Source organism: Pseudomonas sp. dw_612 (assembly GCF_018449725.1).
In the GTDB taxonomy this organism is placed as follows: Bacteria; Pseudomonadota; Gammaproteobacteria; order Pseudomonadales; family Pseudomonadaceae; genus Aquipseudomonas.
Genome location: NZ_JAAVVC010000010.1, coordinates 102,690 through 118,735 on the forward strand (window position 1 = coordinate 102,690; position 16,046 = coordinate 118,735).

General features: G+C 60.6%; 12 protein-coding genes. 6 read left to right on the top strand and 6 right to left on the bottom strand.

Features of this window, described 5'->3' with window-relative positions; genetic code table 11:
• Positions 1-5: 5 nt before the first annotated feature.
• From HB680_RS17060 to rocD, 5 genes are all read left to right on the top strand, one after another.
• Positions 6-794, top strand: coding sequence for an ABC transporter permease (locus HB680_RS17060; RefSeq protein WP_256735572.1), 789 nt, complete (start codon positions 6-8; stop codon positions 792-794).
• Positions 795-796: 2 nt separating this feature from the next.
• The gene (locus tag HB680_RS17065) at positions 797-2,440 is read left to right on the top strand and encodes a dipeptide ABC transporter ATP-binding protein (RefSeq protein ID WP_213939773.1); all 1,644 of its coding nucleotides are present in this window, start codon (positions 797-799) and stop codon (positions 2,438-2,440) included.
• Positions 2,441-2,576: 136 nt separating this feature from the next.
• Positions 2,577-3,830, top strand: a complete 1,254-nt coding sequence (locus tag HB680_RS17070; RefSeq protein WP_213939774.1) for an OprD family porin — start codon at positions 2,577-2,579, stop codon at positions 3,828-3,830.
• 193 nt (positions 3,831-4,023) lie between these two features.
• Positions 4,024-5,142, top strand: a complete 1,119-nt coding sequence (locus tag HB680_RS17075) for a succinylglutamate desuccinylase/aspartoacylase family protein (RefSeq protein ID WP_213939775.1) — start codon at positions 4,024-4,026, stop codon at positions 5,140-5,142.
• 41 nt (positions 5,143-5,183) lie between these two features.
• Positions 5,184-6,380: an ornithine--oxo-acid transaminase gene (gene rocD, locus HB680_RS17080; RefSeq protein ID WP_213939776.1), complete on the top strand. Its 1,197-nt coding sequence runs from the start codon at positions 5,184-5,186 to the stop codon at positions 6,378-6,380.
• Between the two features lie 21 nt (positions 6,381-6,401).
• On the opposite strand, the gene HB680_RS17085 is transcribed toward rocD, so the two are convergent.
• Together HB680_RS17085 and HB680_RS17090 are read right to left on the bottom strand one after the other, a co-directional pair.
• Positions 6,402-7,226 carry an SDR family oxidoreductase gene (locus HB680_RS17085; RefSeq protein ID WP_213939777.1) on the bottom strand — a complete coding sequence of 275 codons (825 nt, stop codon included), beginning with the start codon at positions 7,224-7,226 and terminating at the stop codon, positions 6,402-6,404.
• Between the two features lie 31 nt (positions 7,227-7,257).
• Complete coding sequence (locus HB680_RS17090; RefSeq protein ID WP_213939778.1) at positions 7,258-7,722, bottom strand: multidrug transporter; 465 nt, start codon at positions 7,720-7,722, stop codon at positions 7,258-7,260.
• A gap of 169 nt (positions 7,723-7,891) precedes the next feature.
• Here HB680_RS17090 and HB680_RS17095 point away from each other — a divergent pair, with 169 nt between their 5' ends.
• Complete coding sequence (locus tag HB680_RS17095; RefSeq protein ID WP_213939779.1) at positions 7,892-10,675, top strand: RHS repeat-associated core domain-containing protein; 2,784 nt, start codon at positions 7,892-7,894, stop codon at positions 10,673-10,675.
• Between the two features lie 82 nt (positions 10,676-10,757).
• Here HB680_RS17095 and HB680_RS17100 read toward each other — a convergent pair whose 3' ends face one another.
• The 4 genes from HB680_RS17100 to HB680_RS17115 form a co-directional block, all read right to left on the bottom strand.
• Positions 10,758-12,209, bottom strand: a complete 1,452-nt coding sequence (locus HB680_RS17100; RefSeq protein WP_213939780.1) for a mannose-1-phosphate guanylyltransferase/mannose-6-phosphate isomerase — start codon at positions 12,207-12,209, stop codon at positions 10,758-10,760.
• Positions 12,210-12,463: 254 nt separating this feature from the next.
• A complete protein-coding gene (locus HB680_RS17105; RefSeq protein WP_133837111.1) occupies positions 12,464-13,117 on the bottom strand; it encodes an alginate O-acetyltransferase AlgF in 654 nt (217 codons plus the stop codon).
• 14 nt (positions 13,118-13,131) lie between these two features.
• Positions 13,132-14,307 carry an alginate O-acetyltransferase gene (locus HB680_RS17110; protein WP_213939781.1) on the bottom strand — a complete coding sequence of 392 codons (1,176 nt, stop codon included), beginning with the start codon at positions 14,305-14,307 and terminating at the stop codon, positions 13,132-13,134.
• An 11-nt stretch (positions 14,308-14,318) separates the two neighbouring features.
• On the bottom strand, positions 14,319-15,884 hold the full coding sequence (locus HB680_RS17115; RefSeq protein WP_213939782.1) for an MBOAT family protein: 1,566 nt from the start codon (positions 15,882-15,884) through the stop codon (positions 14,319-14,321).
• Between the last annotated feature and the right edge of the window lie 162 nt (positions 15,885-16,046).

Consider the following 16,046-nt stretch of genomic DNA (forward strand, 5'->3'; position numbering starts at 1 on the left):
ACGGCATGATCGGTGGCGTACTGCTTGGCGTGTTGCTGATCATGGCGTTGCTGGGTTTGATCTGGACGCCGTCCGATCCATTGGCCCTGAGCCTGATGTCGCGTTTGCAGGCACCGTCTGCCCATCATTGGTTAGGCACGGATGAATACGGTCGCGATGTGCTCAGCCGTCTGATGATCGGTGCCCACACCAGCCTGTGGATCAGTTTGCTGACGGTGAGCCTGGCGGTGATCGCCGGCACTTTCCTGGGCTTGCTCGCCGGGTTCATGCGCGGCTGGGTCGATCGCATTCTGATGATGATCAACGACGCCTTGCTGGCATTTCCCGGCATCCTGCTGGCGCTGGGTTTGATGGCGATTATCGGCCCGAGCCTGTACGGCATCGTCTTTGCGCTCAGCCTGGCGTATACGCCGTCGGTGGTTCGGGTGGTGCGCGGCACGGTGTTGTCGTTGCGGGAGAAAGAGTTCGTCGAAGCTTCCCGCGTGATCGGCAATTCCGAGCTGTACACCATGCTGCGCCACATCGCGCCGAACTGCGTGGCACCCATCTGCGTGCTGGCCACCAGCATGTTCGGTTGGGCCATTCTCGCGGAAAGCTCCCTGAGCTTCCTCGGCCTGGGGGTGCCGCCGCCGGCCGCGACCTGGGGCAACATGCTCGCGGCGAGTCGCCCTTACATCGCCACCGCCAGTTGGCTCGGGTTGTTTCCCGGCATCTTGATTGCGCTGTCGTTGCTGGCGTTCAACCTTTCTGGCGATGCATTGCGCGATCGTCTCGACCCACGGATGAGGAAATAATCATGACGACCTCCGACGTTTTGTTGGCCGTGGAAAACCTGAGTATCCGCGTAGGGCCTGAAGGCGCGCTGGCGGTGAACGACCTGAGCTTCACCATCGCACCGGGTGAAATCGTTGCCCTGGTGGGCGAATCCGGCAGTGGCAAGACCATGGCGGCGCGTGCGGCCATCGGCCTGCTGCCTGCGCCGCTGGAACAATGTGCTGGCGCGGTACGCTTCCAGGGTCGCGATCTGAATACGCTGAAACCCGAGGAGCTGCGGCGTATCCGTGGGGCGAAAATCGGCATGGTGTTTCAGGAGCCCATGGTCTCGCTGAACCCGTCGCTGACCATCGGCCAGCAAATGGCTGAAGGCCTGCGCCTGCACACGGATTTGAACGAAGAAGAGATCCGCCTGCGCAGCTTGAAGATGCTTGAGCATATCGGCATCGCTGACCCCAAGCGTTGCCTGACGGCCTATCCCCACGAGTTCTCCGGCGGGATGCGCCAACGCATTATGTTGGCGTCGGTGATGTTGTTGCGACCGGCCCTGTTGATCGCCGACGAACCGACCACGGCGCTGGATTGCCTGGCGCAACTGGACGTGCTCAAGCTGATGCTGGACCTGACCCGGGAAGAGGGCACGGCCATTCTGTTCATCAGCCATGACCTGTCGCTGGTGGCGCGTTATGCCCATAAGGTGGTGGTCATGCGCGATGGCAGCGCCGTGGAGCAGGGCAGCATCGAACGCATCCTGCTGGCGCCGCAGGCCGAGTACACCCGACAGTTGCTTGAAGCCTTGCCCCGGCGCGGCGATCTCGCGCCGTTGCCCCCGAGCGAGCGCCCGCTGCTGGAGGTGGACGGCATCTGTATCGAACATCCGGGACCGCGCAGTTTCTGGGGCAAGAGCCAATTCAAACGCGTCGTGCATTCGGCCAGTTTGAGTATCGCGCCAGGTGAAACCCTGGCTCTGGTCGGTGGCAGCGGTTCGGGCAAGACCACCCTCGGCCGGGCGGTGGTGGGGTTGGTGCAGCCGTGCGAAGGCGCGATCCGTTTTCAGGGGGTGGACATTCTCAAGGCCGGCAACCGCGAACATCGGCTGCAATGCCAGATGATTTTCCAGGACCCGTTTTCGTCCCTTGATCCACGGATGAAGATTGGTGAAATCCTCGCCGAGCCCTTGCGTCACGAACCCAACCTCAATGCCGAACAGCGTCGTGAGCGGGTGCGTAAAACGCTGATCGATGTCGGGCTGGCTGAGCACTTCGTCGAGCGCTTCCCTCATCAGCTTTCCGGTGGTCAGCGACAGCGGGTCGCGATCGGTCGCGCGCTGGTGCGTCACCCGCGCCTGGTGATCGCCGACGAGCCGATTTCGGCACTCGACATGACCATCCAGAAACAGATTCTCGAATTGTTCGAGCGGCTCCAGGCGCAGTACGGCTTTGCCTGTTTGTTCATCTCCCATGACCTGGCAGCGGTGGAGCGAATTGCCCATCGGGTGGCGGTCATGAGCCAGGGCAAGGTGGTCGAGACGGGATCGCGCGACGAGATCTTTGATCGCCCACAACACCCTTACACGCGAAAACTGCTGGCCGCCGCCAGCCCATTGGAAAAACTCGAAGGGGGCGGTTATCGCATACGGCCCAGCCCCGTTCCCGCCGTGATTTAACAATCGTGGCGTAAGTAGCGAAGTACACAGACCACAGCTGCACCGCCGCGCAAATCGGCGATTTGCGCGAACGGCGAAGCCATGCCTGAACAATAAGAAAAACCCCCTAACCATTGATCTGCCAGGAGCTAACAACATGAAAAAATCCCTGACTCAATTGATGACCGGCCTCGGCGTGGTCGGTACTGGTTTCATCCCAAGCGTGGTCCACGCCGAGTTTCTCAAGGACAGCAGCGCGACCCTGGACATGAAGAACTATTACTTCAACCGGGATTACCGCGAGGAGGCTACACAGTCCAAACGTGACGAATGGGCCCAGGGTTTTATCCTCGATATCCAGTCTGGGTTTACCGAAGGCACCGTCGGTTTCGGCGTGGACGCGGTGGGCATGCTGGGGATCAAACTGGACTCCAGCCCTGATCGTTCCGGCACCGGTTTGCTGGACCGTGGCAGCGACAAGCGCGCGGACGATGAGTATTCCAAGCTTGGCCTCACCGGCAAGGCGCGCCTGGCCAAGAGTGAGCTGCGCCTGGGCTACCTGGTGCCCGATTTGCCGACGCTGCAGCCCAACACCAGTCGTCTGTTCCCGCAGTCGTTCAGCGGTACTCAACTGATTTCCAGCGACATCAAGGACCTGACCGTCAGCGTTGGCCAGCTCGATCAGTTCAAGGATCGCGATTCCACCGACTACGAAGACATGCGTCTGACAGCGCAGAACAAGGCCTACAAAAGTACCGCCGCCAGTGATCAATTCCGCTTCGCCGGTGGTGATTACAAACTCACGCCCACGACCGTGCTCAGTTACCACTTCGCGCAGCTCGAAAGCATTTACAAGCAGCAATACGCGGGCCTGAAAAACAGCTTCGCCCTCGGTGCGGGCACGCTGAAAACCGACGTGCGTTATTTTGATGCCGATGAAGATGGCTCCGGGCTGGCCGGCAAGGTAGACAACCGTGCCTTGAGTACGCGGCTGACCTGGAACTGGGGCGGCCACAGCATCGGTGGCGGCTATCAGAAGCAAATGGGCAGCACGCCGTTTACCTACGTCGATGGCGCGGTCACCTACCTGTTCACCGAATACCAATTGGGCAACTTCACGCAAACCAAGGAGCGTGCCTGGCACGCGCGCTATGACTACGACTTCGCTGCGCTCGGTGTGCCGGGCCTGAAGTTTTCCACGAAATACGCCAAAGGCGATCAGGCCGAGATCATTGGGTTCAATGGCGAAGGGCGCGAGTGGGAACGGGATCTCGACATCTCGTACGCCTTCCAGGAGGGGCCGCTCAAAGGGGTTTCGGTGCGCTGGCGCAACGCTCAGAACAACGGCAACTACTACAACGACATGAATGAAAACCGCTTCATCCTCGGCTACACCGTGGCGCTTTGGTAGTCGATGCCGGTTGCCGTCAGCCAGGCTTGAACACCTGGCTGACGGTGACATCGCGAGGGCCGATGAACGATTTTTCGGCGCCTGATCGATTTCACCGATCGGGATCGCCGGGGCCGCCCTTACGGCGATTCAGGGCGGCTCTTTATGATTCACACGGTAGCCGTCCTACTTTTGAACTCGAGAGTTTTATTTTATGGAACATCGCGAACACGTATTGCTGCAGGCGACTCATGGCAGCCGCAGGCACATCGACAGCGAGCATTACGGACCGGTTGGACAGGGCCGCAAGATTTATATTCAAGCCGCACTGCATGCTGACGAGATTCCCGCCATGTTGGTGGCCACGTTGTTGCGCCGGCACCTGGTCGCCCTGGAAAAAGCCAACCGGCTCCAGCACGAAATCGTGTTGGTGGCGGTGGCCAATCCGGTGGGCCTGAGCCAGTACGTCATGGGCGCGCTGAGCGGGCGTTTCGAGCTGGGCAGCGGGCGCAACTACAACCGTAATTTTCCGGTTCATCATCAGCAGATCGCACGGAAAATCGAAGGCGCGCTGGGACAGGACATCGACCGTAACCGCGAGGTGATCCGCTCTGCCTGGCGCGAGTGTCTCGACGACTGGCAGCCAATGGATGAATACGGTTCGCTGCAACGCACATTGATGTTGCTCGCGCACGACGCCGACGTGGTGCTGGACCTGCATTGCTCCCGTGAGGCGAGCATGCACGTTTACACCGGTGAAGAAGTCTGGGCGGACGTGGAACCGCTTTCGCGTTATCTGGGGGCCGAAGTTTCACTGTTGGCCAAAGACTCCGAGGGCTACTCCTTCGACGAGGCGCTGTGCCTGCTGTGGACCCGCTTGCAAGGCCTGTTCGACGGCGCATTCCCGATCCCCAATGGCACGGTCGCGGTGACGGTCGAGCATCGCGGACAGCGTGATGTTTCCTACGAATTGGCCGAGCAGGATGCCGCCGCGATCATTGAGTTCCTGATCCACCGCGGCGCTATCGAAGGTCAACCCGCACCCCTGCCCGCGTTGCGTAATCCGGCAACGCCGCTGTCCGGCAGCGAACAGTTCTATGCCGGCTCGGCAGGCATTCTCGTGCATCGCGTCCCCGTCGGCAGTCAGGTGCAGGCCGGCCAGGCGTTGTTTGACATCGTCGACCCCACGACCGGCGAAGCCACCACCATCAGCAGCCACAACACCGGCGTGCTCTATATGCGGCGTGAAATTCGCTACGTCAAACCCGGTGATCCGCTGGGCCGGGTGTCCGGTCCGGTGCCGATCCGCACGGGCAAGCTCTTGGGTGCCTGACGGCATCGCCTCAAAAAATTCACTGTGTCAGGAAGTTGAAAATGAACGCTGTCGATACGATCGAGCGGGAGAACCGCTTCTGTGCTCATAACTACTCGCCATTGCCCGTCGTCCTGGTTCAAGGCGAAGGGGTGTGGGCCATCGATGAACAGGGCAAACGCTACCTGGACATGATGTCGGCGTATTCCGCGGTCAGTCACGGGCATGTCCACCCACGTATTCGCGAGGCGGCAGTGGCGCAGATCGACAAGATCAGCGTTGTGTCCCGGGCCTTTTACAGCCAGCCGCTGGGCGCTTTTCTGGAAGCGTTGAGCCGGGTCACCGGGTTTGCCGGCGCGCTGCCGATGAACAGCGGGGCCGAGGCCGTCGAGACGGCGATCAAAGCCGCGCGGCGCTGGGGTTACCGGGTCAAGGGGATCGAGGCGAATCGGGCGCAAATTGTCGTCGCCGACCAGAACTTCCATGGTCGCACCTCCACCATCGTCGGCTTCTCGTCCGAACCGTCCTATAAGGCCGACTTCGGTCCGTTCTGTGGCGGATTCAAACAGGCGCGTTTCGGCGACATCGCCAGTTTTCGTGACGCGATCACCGAGCACACCTGCGCGGTGCTGATCGAACCGATTCAAGGCGAGGCGGGCATTCGTGTGCCGCCAGCGGGGTTCCTGCGTGAACTGCGCAAGCTGTGTGACGAAACCGATACCTTGTTGATACTCGACGAGATTCAATCCGGCCTGGGGCGCACCGGGAAATGGTTCGCCTTCGAGCACGAAGGGATTCGTCCTGATGCCTTGATTCTCGGCAAGGCGCTGGGCGGCGGGATCATGCCGGTGTCGGCGTTTGTCGCCGGGCGGGAGATTCTCGATCAGTTCGATCCCGGCAGCCACGGCTCGACGTTTGGCGGTAATCCGCTGGCCGCGGCCATCGGGCTTGAAGCCTTGAAGGTGCTGGATGAAGAAGGCCTGATTGAAAACAGTGCGCGTCTCGGGGAGCACTTGATCAAGCGCCTGCAAGGCTTGAACGACCCGGTGATTCGAGAGGTGCGCGGTCGTGGATTATGGGTTGGTATCGAGTTGACGCGTGCGGCCAAACCCTACTGTGAAGCCTTGCTCAAGGAAGGCGTGCTCACCCGTGAAACCCACGAAAACGTGTTGCGCGTGGCGCCCCCACTGTCGATCACCCTCGACGAACTGGAGTGGGGGCTGGCCCGGATCGAGCGGGTGTTCGAGCAGATGCGCTGAAGTGGCGTGGGCGCGCCCGGATCACAACTGCCCACGCAAGCCAAACCGCTTCATCAGCCCGGATTCCAGCAACCCTTTGGGCAACAGCCCCGCCAGCAACGGCAATGCCCGGCTGCCGTTGCCCAGGCGCAGCAGTCGCGGCGGTTTGTTCTGTTGTGCAGCCTTGAGCAAACCGGCGGCAAATTCGCTGGCCGGGGTCGGGTTGTCCTGGGACGCCTTGGCCCGGGCGCGAATGCCTTCGCGCAACGGCCACCACGGCGATTGCTCGGTGATCAGTTGTTCGGCTTCATGGCCGGCATTCTTGGCAAAACTCGAGGCAATGGCGCCGGGCTGCACTTCCATCACGCGGATGCCGAACGGTGCCAGTTCCATGCGCAACGCATCGCTCAAGGCATGCACGGCGGCTTTCGAGGCGCAGTAAGCACCGGCGAACGGCGTAACCAGAACCCCGGACACGCTGCCGATGTTCACCACCAACCCTTTGGCCCGGCGCAACACCGGGAACAGCGCACGGGTCACACCGACCACGGCAAACACATTAGTTTCGAACTGGCGCTGCATCGCCGGCACGCCGCCATCGAGCAGCGGCCCCATGGCGCCGTAACCGGCATTGTTGATCAACACGTCGAGACCGCCATGCTGCTGGTTGATCCGCTCGCTCAGTTGCTGGAGTGCGGCGCCATCGTTGACGTCCAGCTGCACCGCCGTGAAACCGGCCGCCGCCAGAATGGCTACGTCTTCAGCCTTGCGGGCACTGGCCCAGACTTCGTAACCGGCGTTTTTGAACACATCCGCCAGGGCGCGGCCGATGCCGCTGGAACAACCGGTAATCAACGCAACGGGCATGGCGCGGTCCTTGTGCAATAAGAAGAGGAAGTCAGTCGGAGAAACTACCCTGCAAACGCTCGGCGCGAAACTCCAGGGTTTGCGGGCGATAACCGGGGCGAAGCGGTGGCAACGGCAAGCAGTCTTCCCAATTGGCGCCGGCCTGCAATTCACCGGGACCACGATAGCGCGGGGCGGCGTATTGATTGTCGGCCAGGTTGACCGTGTCGCCGGGTGCATAAGCGGCGATGCGCCAGCGCAGTTCGGTGAGCGGCACGTCGTTGCCGTTGTTCATTGTCAGTTGCAACGGGCGATCCGCCGGGCAGCGTTCCGGGGCGTAGCTGATACGCAACTCAAGGCGTGCCAGTTGCTTGATTTCGCGGTTGTCCAGCCAGATCACCCACGTAGCGACCAGGCCCAAACCGACGGCAGCGGCCACGGACACGGGCAACGCTTTCTCAGGGTAGCGCAACAACAGGATCAGCCAGGTGATGACCAGCAGGACGCCGATGAACATGTTTGAACGCTCCTTGAACTCGTGCGCACCATCCTACCGAAGCGCCGCCGGATTGCACATTGATGGTCCATGCTGGTTGCCGTTGGTCGGCACTGTAATTTCTGACAGTAGCCACGGGAGCCATCGCCGAGATTAGATTGGCGCTGTGCGATTGAGATAGCGACTGATCATGCAGATGCCAGCCATTCACCGCCGAACACCGAGGCTGATCGCCAACGATCCGCGAGGCTTGCCCGCTCGCGTTGTTGATTACCTGCGCCACACTCCGGGCGAAGTTGCGCAACCGCGCATCAACCGCACGTTTCATGATGCTGCGGGGCGAGCGGTGCGGGAGTGGGACCCGCGATTGTGGCAACGGCAAAGCGACGATCCGTCGGGCCCGGCCAATGTCACCACCGTCCATTCGCTGACCGGCCAAGTGCTGCACAGGCTGAGCGTCGACGCCGGGCCACACGTCATGCTGTTGGGGGTGGCGGGTCAGACGCTTTTGCAGTGGGATGGGCGAGGGACGCGTCAGCGTTCGGAGTACGACGAACTGCTGCGCCCGCGAGAGCGCTTCGAGCAGGCCAGGGACCAGGCGGAACATGCTGTCGAGCGATTTCAATACGGCGCCGTCTTGCCGGAACTGGCCTTGCACAACCAGTGCGGCAAGTTGATTCGCCATGACGATCCGGCTGGCATCCTGCATTTGAATGACTACAACCTCTTGGGCGACAACACCGAACAGACCCGGGTTTTTGAAGACGCTCAATTCTTCACCACCCGTTGGCGCTTCAACCCCTCGGGTACGTTGCTGGAGCAGGTTGATGCCAGGGGCAATCACCAGAAGTTCAGTCTGACCCTGGATGGTCAGTTGCGCGCCGTGCAGCTGCAATTGGACGGGCAAGTCCCGTGGCAAACGCTGGTCAGTGATATCCGTTACGACGCCGAGGGCCGCATCGTGGAACAGACCGCCGGTAACGGTGTGCAAACCACCTGTCGCTATCGCACCGCAGACGGGCGCCTGCTGGAACGACAGGCAGAAGATGCCAACGCCCGGGTCCTGCAACACTTGGTTTATGACTATGACCCGATGGGCAATGTGTTGAGCATCGAAGATCGCGCCCAACCGGTACGCTACTTCGCCAACCAACGCGTCGAGCCGATCAGTCATTTTGCCTATGACAGCCTTTATCGTTTGATCGAGGCATCTGGCCGGGAATCGGGTGGACCCAGCCAGGGACCGCAATCCATGGGCCGCGTCGATCCGTCAGCGATTAGCAACTACCGGCAGACCTACGACTATGACGAGGGCGACAATCTGCTCAAATTGACCCATGTGGGTGCGCAAAGTCCGGGGCATCAGCTCGAAGCCGCGCGTTATAGCAATCGCTGCTTGCCTTGGCGTGGCGATGTCCCGCCGACGGAGGAACAAATCGCGGCAGCCTTCGACGCCAATGGCAATCTGCGGGAGCTCGAACCCGGACGCGCGTTGACATGGAACCTGCGTAACCAGTTGCAATCGGTCAGCCCGGTGCAGCGTGCGTCCGGGCTTGACGACAGCGAGTCGTACACTTACGACGGCGCTGGGCAACGGGTTCGCAAAGTTCGTCTGCTGCACACGAGCGCCCGTGCCGTAACCGCCGACGCGTGCTACCTGCCGGGCCTGGAGTTGCGCACGGATGCCGGCACGGGTGAGGTGTGGCAGGTCATCACTGCAGTGGCGGGCCTGAGCGAGGTTCGCGTGCTGCATTGGGAAAGTGCGCCGCCGTCCGGTATTGCCAATGACCAGTACCGGTACAGCCTCAGCGATCATCTGCGCTCTTGCACGATGGAGTTATCGGCGCAGGCCAGCATCATCAGCCAGGAGGTTTACTACCCCTTTGGTGACACCGCGTGGTTTGCGGCGGACAACGAGGTTGAAGCCCGCTATCGGTTCGTGCGCTATTCGGGCAAAGAACGTGATGCGACGGGGCTCTACTACTATGGCTACCGTTACTACCTGCCGTGGCTGCAGCGCTGGCTCAACCCGGACCCCGCAGGTGGGATCGACGGCCATAACCGCTATCGGGCGATGCGTAACAATCCACTGGTCTATGAAGATCCGGATGGTAGGACGCCGAACAAGACGTCCTCGACTGAGCCTCGTGATCAGATGTATCACGATCTGGCGGAGCGAGGTCTGGTGACCCAACTGCAAGCGGCGGGGATGCAACCCATCCGCAATTTTTTTGAACAGAGCCCGGACCGGAATGTGCAGGCCTATCGCCGGGAAATACCCAGAGCCTTGGAGGAGTTGGGTGCCAAGGACAGCTCGAACCTCATGAACACCCACCAAGCCCACGTGATCGCCGCCGCTCGCACAAACACTGCATCACCCTCCGGAGCGGTGCTCTATCACGCGGGTGAGCTCATATCCTCTGTGATGAGCAGGGTGATCGGTGAAAACCTGACAAGCCAGGTCATGGGACCGTTGTCGGAGGCTTTCAACAGTCCGGTCGGATCACCGGAGGTCTTGGCCGCCCGGCGCGGTACGGTGGCGTCGGTTTTCGTGGTGGGTGGCACACTGGCAATGCGCGCCAAACATCCGGTGGTGCAAGCGCTCGGCGCTGCGAGTGTGGCAGCGGGCAATCTCATGAAACAGTCGGAAGAGCAGACGGTCATCCAGTATCGAATACTTATAGCCGGCGCGTTCTCCGGGGCATCGACCCTTGGATCTTCAACTCAGGCATCGACAATATTCGAGGAGTCGGCCATCGCCTTTGGACGGCAGCTTGATCAGGTCGTGCCGGGTGCCCGGCCGTCGCTATTCGTCGATGTACCTGAACCGGAAGCGACACCGCCCGGCCCGCTGGCACAGCAGCTATTTGCGGTGGCGTTTGGTCCGACGGAAAATGAACAGCCGCTACCCGACGCCCCACGGCACTTCAAAAGCAGGCCCGCTCCGTCGATGAGAAAGTTGTCGCGCGGGTAAAGCAAAAAAAGCCCCCGCCCAACCCACTGCGGATAGGGAATACGCAGTGGGTTGGACGAGGGCTTTTTATTTTGCAGAACGCTTATTGCGCGATGGTTTTCACCGACACGCCGCGTTCGATCGGGGTGGAGCGACCATAGATATCTTCGAACCGCTCGATATCGTCTTCGCCCAAATAGCTGCCCGATTGCACTTCGATGATCTCGAGTGGAATCTTGCCCGGGTTGCGCAGACGGTGCACCGACGCGATCGGAATGTAGGTCGACTGGTTCTCGCAGAGCAGGAACACGTTCTCGTCGCAGGTCACTTCTGCGGTGCCGCTGACCACGATCCAGTGTTCGGCGCGGTGGTGGTGCATTTGCAGCGACAGGCACGCGCCCGGCTTGACCGAGATGTGCTTGACCTGGAAACGGCCGCCCATGTCCACCGAGTCGTAGGAGCCCCACGGACGATAGACTTCGCAGTGGTTCTGGGTTTCGCTGCGGCCCTGCTCGTTGAGGGTGTTGACCATTTGTTTGACGCCTTGGACCGAGTCCTTGTGGGCGATCATCATGGCGTCCTTGGTTTCGACCACCACGATGTTTTCCAGGCCAATCACCGACACCAGTTTGCCGTTGCCGTGGATCATGCAGTTTTTGCTGTCCTGGATGACCACGTCGCCTTTGGACACGTTGCCGTTGGCGTCTTTTTCATTCACTTCCCACAACGACGCCCAGCAACCGACATCGCTCCAGCCCGCCGTCAGCGGCACAACGCAGGCGCGCTGGGTTTTTTCCATCACGGCGTAGTCGATGGAATTGTCCGGGCAGCAGGCGAAGGTGGCTTCGTCGAAGGTGATGGTATCGGCATCTTGCTCGCTGCGCTCAAGGGTCAGCAGGCAGGTGTCGTAGATGTCCGGGTCATGCTTTTTCAGCTCTTCGAGGAAGCGGCTGGCGCGGAACAGGAACATGCCGCTGTTCCAGAAATAACCGCCGGACTCCACGTATTCGGTGGCGCGCTTGACGTCGGGTTTTTCGACGAAGTGCGAGACGCGGCTGACGCCTTCGGGCAGCAGCGAATCGTTCGTCGACTTGATGTAGCCATAACCGGTTTCCGGTTTGGTGGCCGGGACGCCGAACAGCACCATTTCGCCGTTTTCTGCCGCGACAGTGGCCAGGGCCAGAGCGCGTTGCAGGGCTTTCTGGTCTTCCAGCACGTGGTCGGCCGGCAGCACCAGCATCAACTCGTCGCGACCTTCATTGACCAGCATCATCGCGGTCAGGGCCACGGCCGGCGCAGTGTTGCGGCCGAACGGTTCCATCAGGATGCGTTGCACTTCCAGCTTACGGTTGTTCAGCTGCTCGTTGACGATGAAGCGGTGGTCCTTGTTGCAGACCACGATCGGGGTGTCCATGCCTTCGAACACAAGGCGTTCCAGGGTTTGCTGGAACAGGGTGTGTTCGCCGGTCAAGGCCAGGAACTGTTTAGGAAACTGCTTGCGCGAAAGCGGCCAAAGACGTGAGCCGCTACCACCTGACAAGATTACCGGAATCATGTTGTTACTCCTTAAAATCGATTGGTTAGAGCTACTGCGTTCTGTCGTTTCACTCTTGTTCTTATTCCGTAGCCAGACCGATGTTCGCCCGTAGCAGCTGCCGAGCCTGCGAGGCTGCGTTCGGCGGCGGAGCCGTCGTCAATCCAGACAACAAGGTCTCTCTGAAAGACCGCATTTACCGGTTTACGACGGCTACGCCGCCGGACGCAGGCTTCGCCAGCTGCTACAAAGGGATCACCGTTCCGACGTATGTATTAGCGCGTCGAAACCGGACGTTTCACCCACACTGGCGACAGGCTGCTGCCTTTGCCGGTGACGTACAGCACGGCCGCTTCACCGCGTTCCAGGGCAACCGGTTTCACGTCGCCGACTTTGGTGGCGCCGTCATACAGGGCCAGGCTGACTTTCACCGGGTTGATTTCACGCTCGCCACGGCCCTTGGCCGCTACCGACGGAACCACTTCAGTCTTGCCGTCAGCGGTTTTCAGGGTCAGGGCCTTGTCGCTCAGGTTTTGCACGCGAACCAAAGACTTCTGCTTGTTCTTGAACGGCGGCTCTTCGATCAGTTGTGGCGCGCCGCTGGCGTTGTTGACCAGGGTGTAATAGTGGTCGCCGGCGAGTTTGACCGGCAGGGTCTGGCTGCCGACCTTGGCGCTGTAGTCGCCGCCCGGCATGAAGCTGAAGTCGCTGCTGGCCAGTGGCGCAACATCGCTCAGGTTGGTGGTGCCGACGGTGGCGCTGACTTCAGCGTTACCGGCGTTATAGACCCGCACGAAGGACGAGCCTTTCGGTGCGGTCGGGCCGTAGAGTGCGGCGTCGCCAGCGAAGGCGGACATCGACAGCACGCTCATGCCGGCAACAAGAGCAAAAGTCTTCGCGAGACGGCGAGGAGTAGTAGTGAAAGTCATGGTGTACCTCTCTTTCAGTTTTGCGCCCGGTCGGGCGTCTCGGATTTAGTGTTTGCGGCTACGTTTTGTTGGCGCACGCCAGCTTCTTTGAGCTCTGCGACCCACTGCGGATCGGCGTCACCGATTTCGTTGTTCACAGGCAGATAACGTTCAGGAAACTCCCAGATCAGCACCTGTGGCGGGCTGTTCTTGAAAGCATCGCTTTTGAGGTAGCTGAGCATCGGCAGAATCGGGCCGTGGCCGTCTTCGGCGTAATTGACCACGTCGCTCTTGAGCGCTTGCTTCAGCGCCCCGACGAAGTTCCAGTTCGGGTTGGCGCTGTAGCTGGTGCCGATCAGGGCCACCGGCACTTCATTGTTGGCGAACAGCGCATCGTCAGCGGCCGGCTGGTCATCAGCCGCCACGGTGTTGCGCTTCTGCAGCGGCTCGGTGGCCGGCATCAGGTTTTCGAACAGCGGGTCCAGCGGCAGGAACAGTCGCAGGTCGCCTTTGTGGGTGACTTTCTCCGCTGGTGCAGTGACGAAGTTTTGCGGTTCGCCGCTGAGCGGGGTTTTCTCGGCAATGGTCTTGGCCAGCGTTTCGGCGGCGATTTGCGCGCCTTCCGGGGTCCAGTGGGTGTCGGTGCGCAGGAACACTTGTTGACCGTCCAGCTTGGCCCGCAGCATCGGGCCGTACAGGTCAGGCGCGAGAATCTTGTCGGCCGCCACGCGAGCGTGGAAGTCTTCATAGAGATTGGCGTGAATGCTCGAAGGCTTCACGTCGCCCAGGTGTTCCGGGTACAACCGAGTCTTGGCCGGCACGATGGCCATCACCAGTTTCACGCCTTTGGCTTTCAGTTCCTGGCGTACGCCTTCGACCAGCGCGTAGTTGCCTTGCAGGTTCAGCTCTTCGTTAACGATCGGGTTGAATTCCTCATCGCTGTACAACCATTGATCGCGACCGAGCACCACGCCCGGACGACCTTCGTTGAACAGTTTGAAATCCAGAGCGGCCCAGAGGTTGGTGCCCAGGCGCTTGATCGGGAACTCGGCGTCGTAGTGCGTCTCCACGGCTTTGGTCCAGCGGCCGTTGAGCACCGTGGTTTCGGCACTGGTGCTGAACCCGAAGAAGCTGCGCGTGGACCACAGGCCCAGGGCCAGCAAGATCACCAGGAACAGGGCGATGTAGAGAATGCGTAATGAGCGGGTCATGGTCAGATCCCTCAGAACTGGAAGTAAAGGAACGGCGAGAAGCTTTGCGCCGAGAGTTTGAAAATCGAGGCGATGAACAACGCCAGTACCAGCGTGCGCATCACGTAGCGCGACCAGTCAGCGGTCCAGTAAGCCGGTTGCACGGTGGCTTCAACGCCCACGGTGTAGCCCGGTTCATGGATGCTGCCCGGGTTGTCGCCCGGTACGGCTTTGATCATTCCCGGTGTGGCGGTGGCCGGGCCATCGGCCTCGACGTTCACCACGGGCTTGGCTTTTTCCGGCGGACGATTGGTGTAGAAATCGCGGATGCCGAAGAACGCCAGGGTCATGTAAGCCACGACCAGGGTCGCCACTTGCAGGCCGGTGAGGCTGGCCTGGTTGAGTTCCGACAGCGACCATTCGCCGAAGCTGAACATCGCGCCGTACATGCGACCGGCCACGTGCAGGTTTTCCGAGCGGAAGATCACCCAGCCCATCACCACCAGCAGGAAGGTCAGTGCCCAGCGGATCGGGTTGATGCTGCGTGGCGAAGTGTTCAGACCCAAAGCCTTCTCGATTGCCAGCCACATGCCGTGCCACGCACCCCAGACGATGTAGGTGATGTTCGCGCCGTGCCACAGACCACCGAGCAGCATGGTCAGGAACAGGTTGCGATAGGTCATCAGCGTGCCTTTGCGGTTACCGCCCAGCGTGATGTACAGGTAGTCACGCAACCAGGTGGACAGGCTGATGTGCCAGCGACGCCAGAACTCGGTGATCGACTGGCTGATGTACGGCTGCTTGAAGTTTTCCATGAAGCGGAAACCCATCATCAAGCCCAGGCCGATGGCCATGTCGCTGTAGCCGGAGAAGTCGAAATACAGTTGCGCGGTGTAGGCCAGGGCGCCGAGCCAGGCGTCACCCGTGGTCGGGGCTTGCAGGGCGAAGCAATGGTCGGCCACCACCGCGAGGGTGTCGGCGATGAACACTTTCTTGATGAAACCCTGCATGAACCGCGTGGCACCTTCGGAGAACTTGTCGAGGGTGTGGGTGCGGTTGTTGAACTGATCGGCGAGGTCGCGGAAACGCAACACCGGGCCGGCAATCAAGTGCGGGAAGATCGCCACGAATGCGGCAAAGTCGATCAGGTTGCGGGTTGCCGGGGTGTCACCGCGATACACGTCGATGATGTAGCTGATGGACTCGAAGATGTAGAACGAGATCCCGATCGGCAACAGCACGTGGGTCAGGATGAACGGCGACAGGCCGACCGAAGTCATCATCGCGTTGATACTGTCGACGCCGAAGTTGGCGTACTTGAAGTAGCCGAGAATGCACAGGTCGACGGCCACGCCCAGGAGCAACCAGCGCTGGGCCGGTTTGGTCCGAACGCCTGCTGCACCGACTTTGAGGCCGATCCAGTAGTTCCACAGCGTGACAGCGGCGAACAGCGCAAGGAAGTCCACGCGCCACCAGGCATAGAACACATAGCTGGCGATCAGCAGCAGCAGGTTGCGATAGCGAATCCCGCTCAAGTAGTACATGCCGAGAAAGATCGGCAAGAACAAAAACAGGAACACATTGGACGAAAATACCATCCCGATCTCTCCATGTTTAACCAACAGTCAAGGGCCAACGGCCCCCCCAAACCCCCCACGAAAAAACGGGGGACACATCACACACAAAAACCTGGGCCTTGCACTAACCCTGTGGGAGCGGGCTTGCTCGCGAAAGCGGTGTATCAGTCGACATCATTGATG

Excerpts from the sequence above, each read along its gene's own strand:
- HB680_RS17065 (WP_213939773.1), top strand. The coding sequence starts at position 797 with ATGACGACCTCCGACGTTTTGTTGGCCGTGGAAAACCTGAGTATCCGC.
- HB680_RS17090 (WP_213939778.1), bottom strand. The coding sequence starts at position 7,722 with ATGTTCATCGGCGTCCTGCTGGTCATCACCTGGCTGATCCTGTTGTTG.
- HB680_RS17060 (WP_256735572.1), top strand. The coding sequence starts at position 6 with ATGATCGGTGGCGTACTGCTTGGCGTGTTGCTGATCATGGCGTTGCTG.
- HB680_RS17105 (WP_133837111.1), bottom strand. The coding sequence starts at position 13,117 with ATGACTTTCACTACTACTCCTCGCCGTCTCGCGAAGACTTTTGCTCTT.
- HB680_RS17115 (WP_213939782.1), bottom strand. The coding sequence starts at position 15,884 with ATGGTATTTTCGTCCAATGTGTTCCTGTTTTTGTTCTTGCCGATCTTT.
- HB680_RS17070 (WP_213939774.1), top strand. The coding sequence starts at position 2,577 with ATGAAAAAATCCCTGACTCAATTGATGACCGGCCTCGGCGTGGTCGGT.
- HB680_RS17100 (WP_213939780.1), bottom strand. The coding sequence starts at position 12,209 with ATGATTCCGGTAATCTTGTCAGGTGGTAGCGGCTCACGTCTTTGGCCG.
- rocD (WP_213939776.1), top strand. The coding sequence starts at position 5,184 with ATGAACGCTGTCGATACGATCGAGCGGGAGAACCGCTTCTGTGCTCAT.
- HB680_RS17110 (WP_213939781.1), bottom strand. The coding sequence starts at position 14,307 with ATGACCCGCTCATTACGCATTCTCTACATCGCCCTGTTCCTGGTGATC.
- HB680_RS17075 (WP_213939775.1), top strand. The coding sequence starts at position 4,024 with ATGGAACATCGCGAACACGTATTGCTGCAGGCGACTCATGGCAGCCGC.
- HB680_RS17095 (WP_213939779.1), top strand. The coding sequence starts at position 7,892 with ATGCAGATGCCAGCCATTCACCGCCGAACACCGAGGCTGATCGCCAAC.
- HB680_RS17085 (WP_213939777.1), bottom strand. The coding sequence starts at position 7,226 with ATGCCCGTTGCGTTGATTACCGGTTGTTCCAGCGGCATCGGCCGCGCC.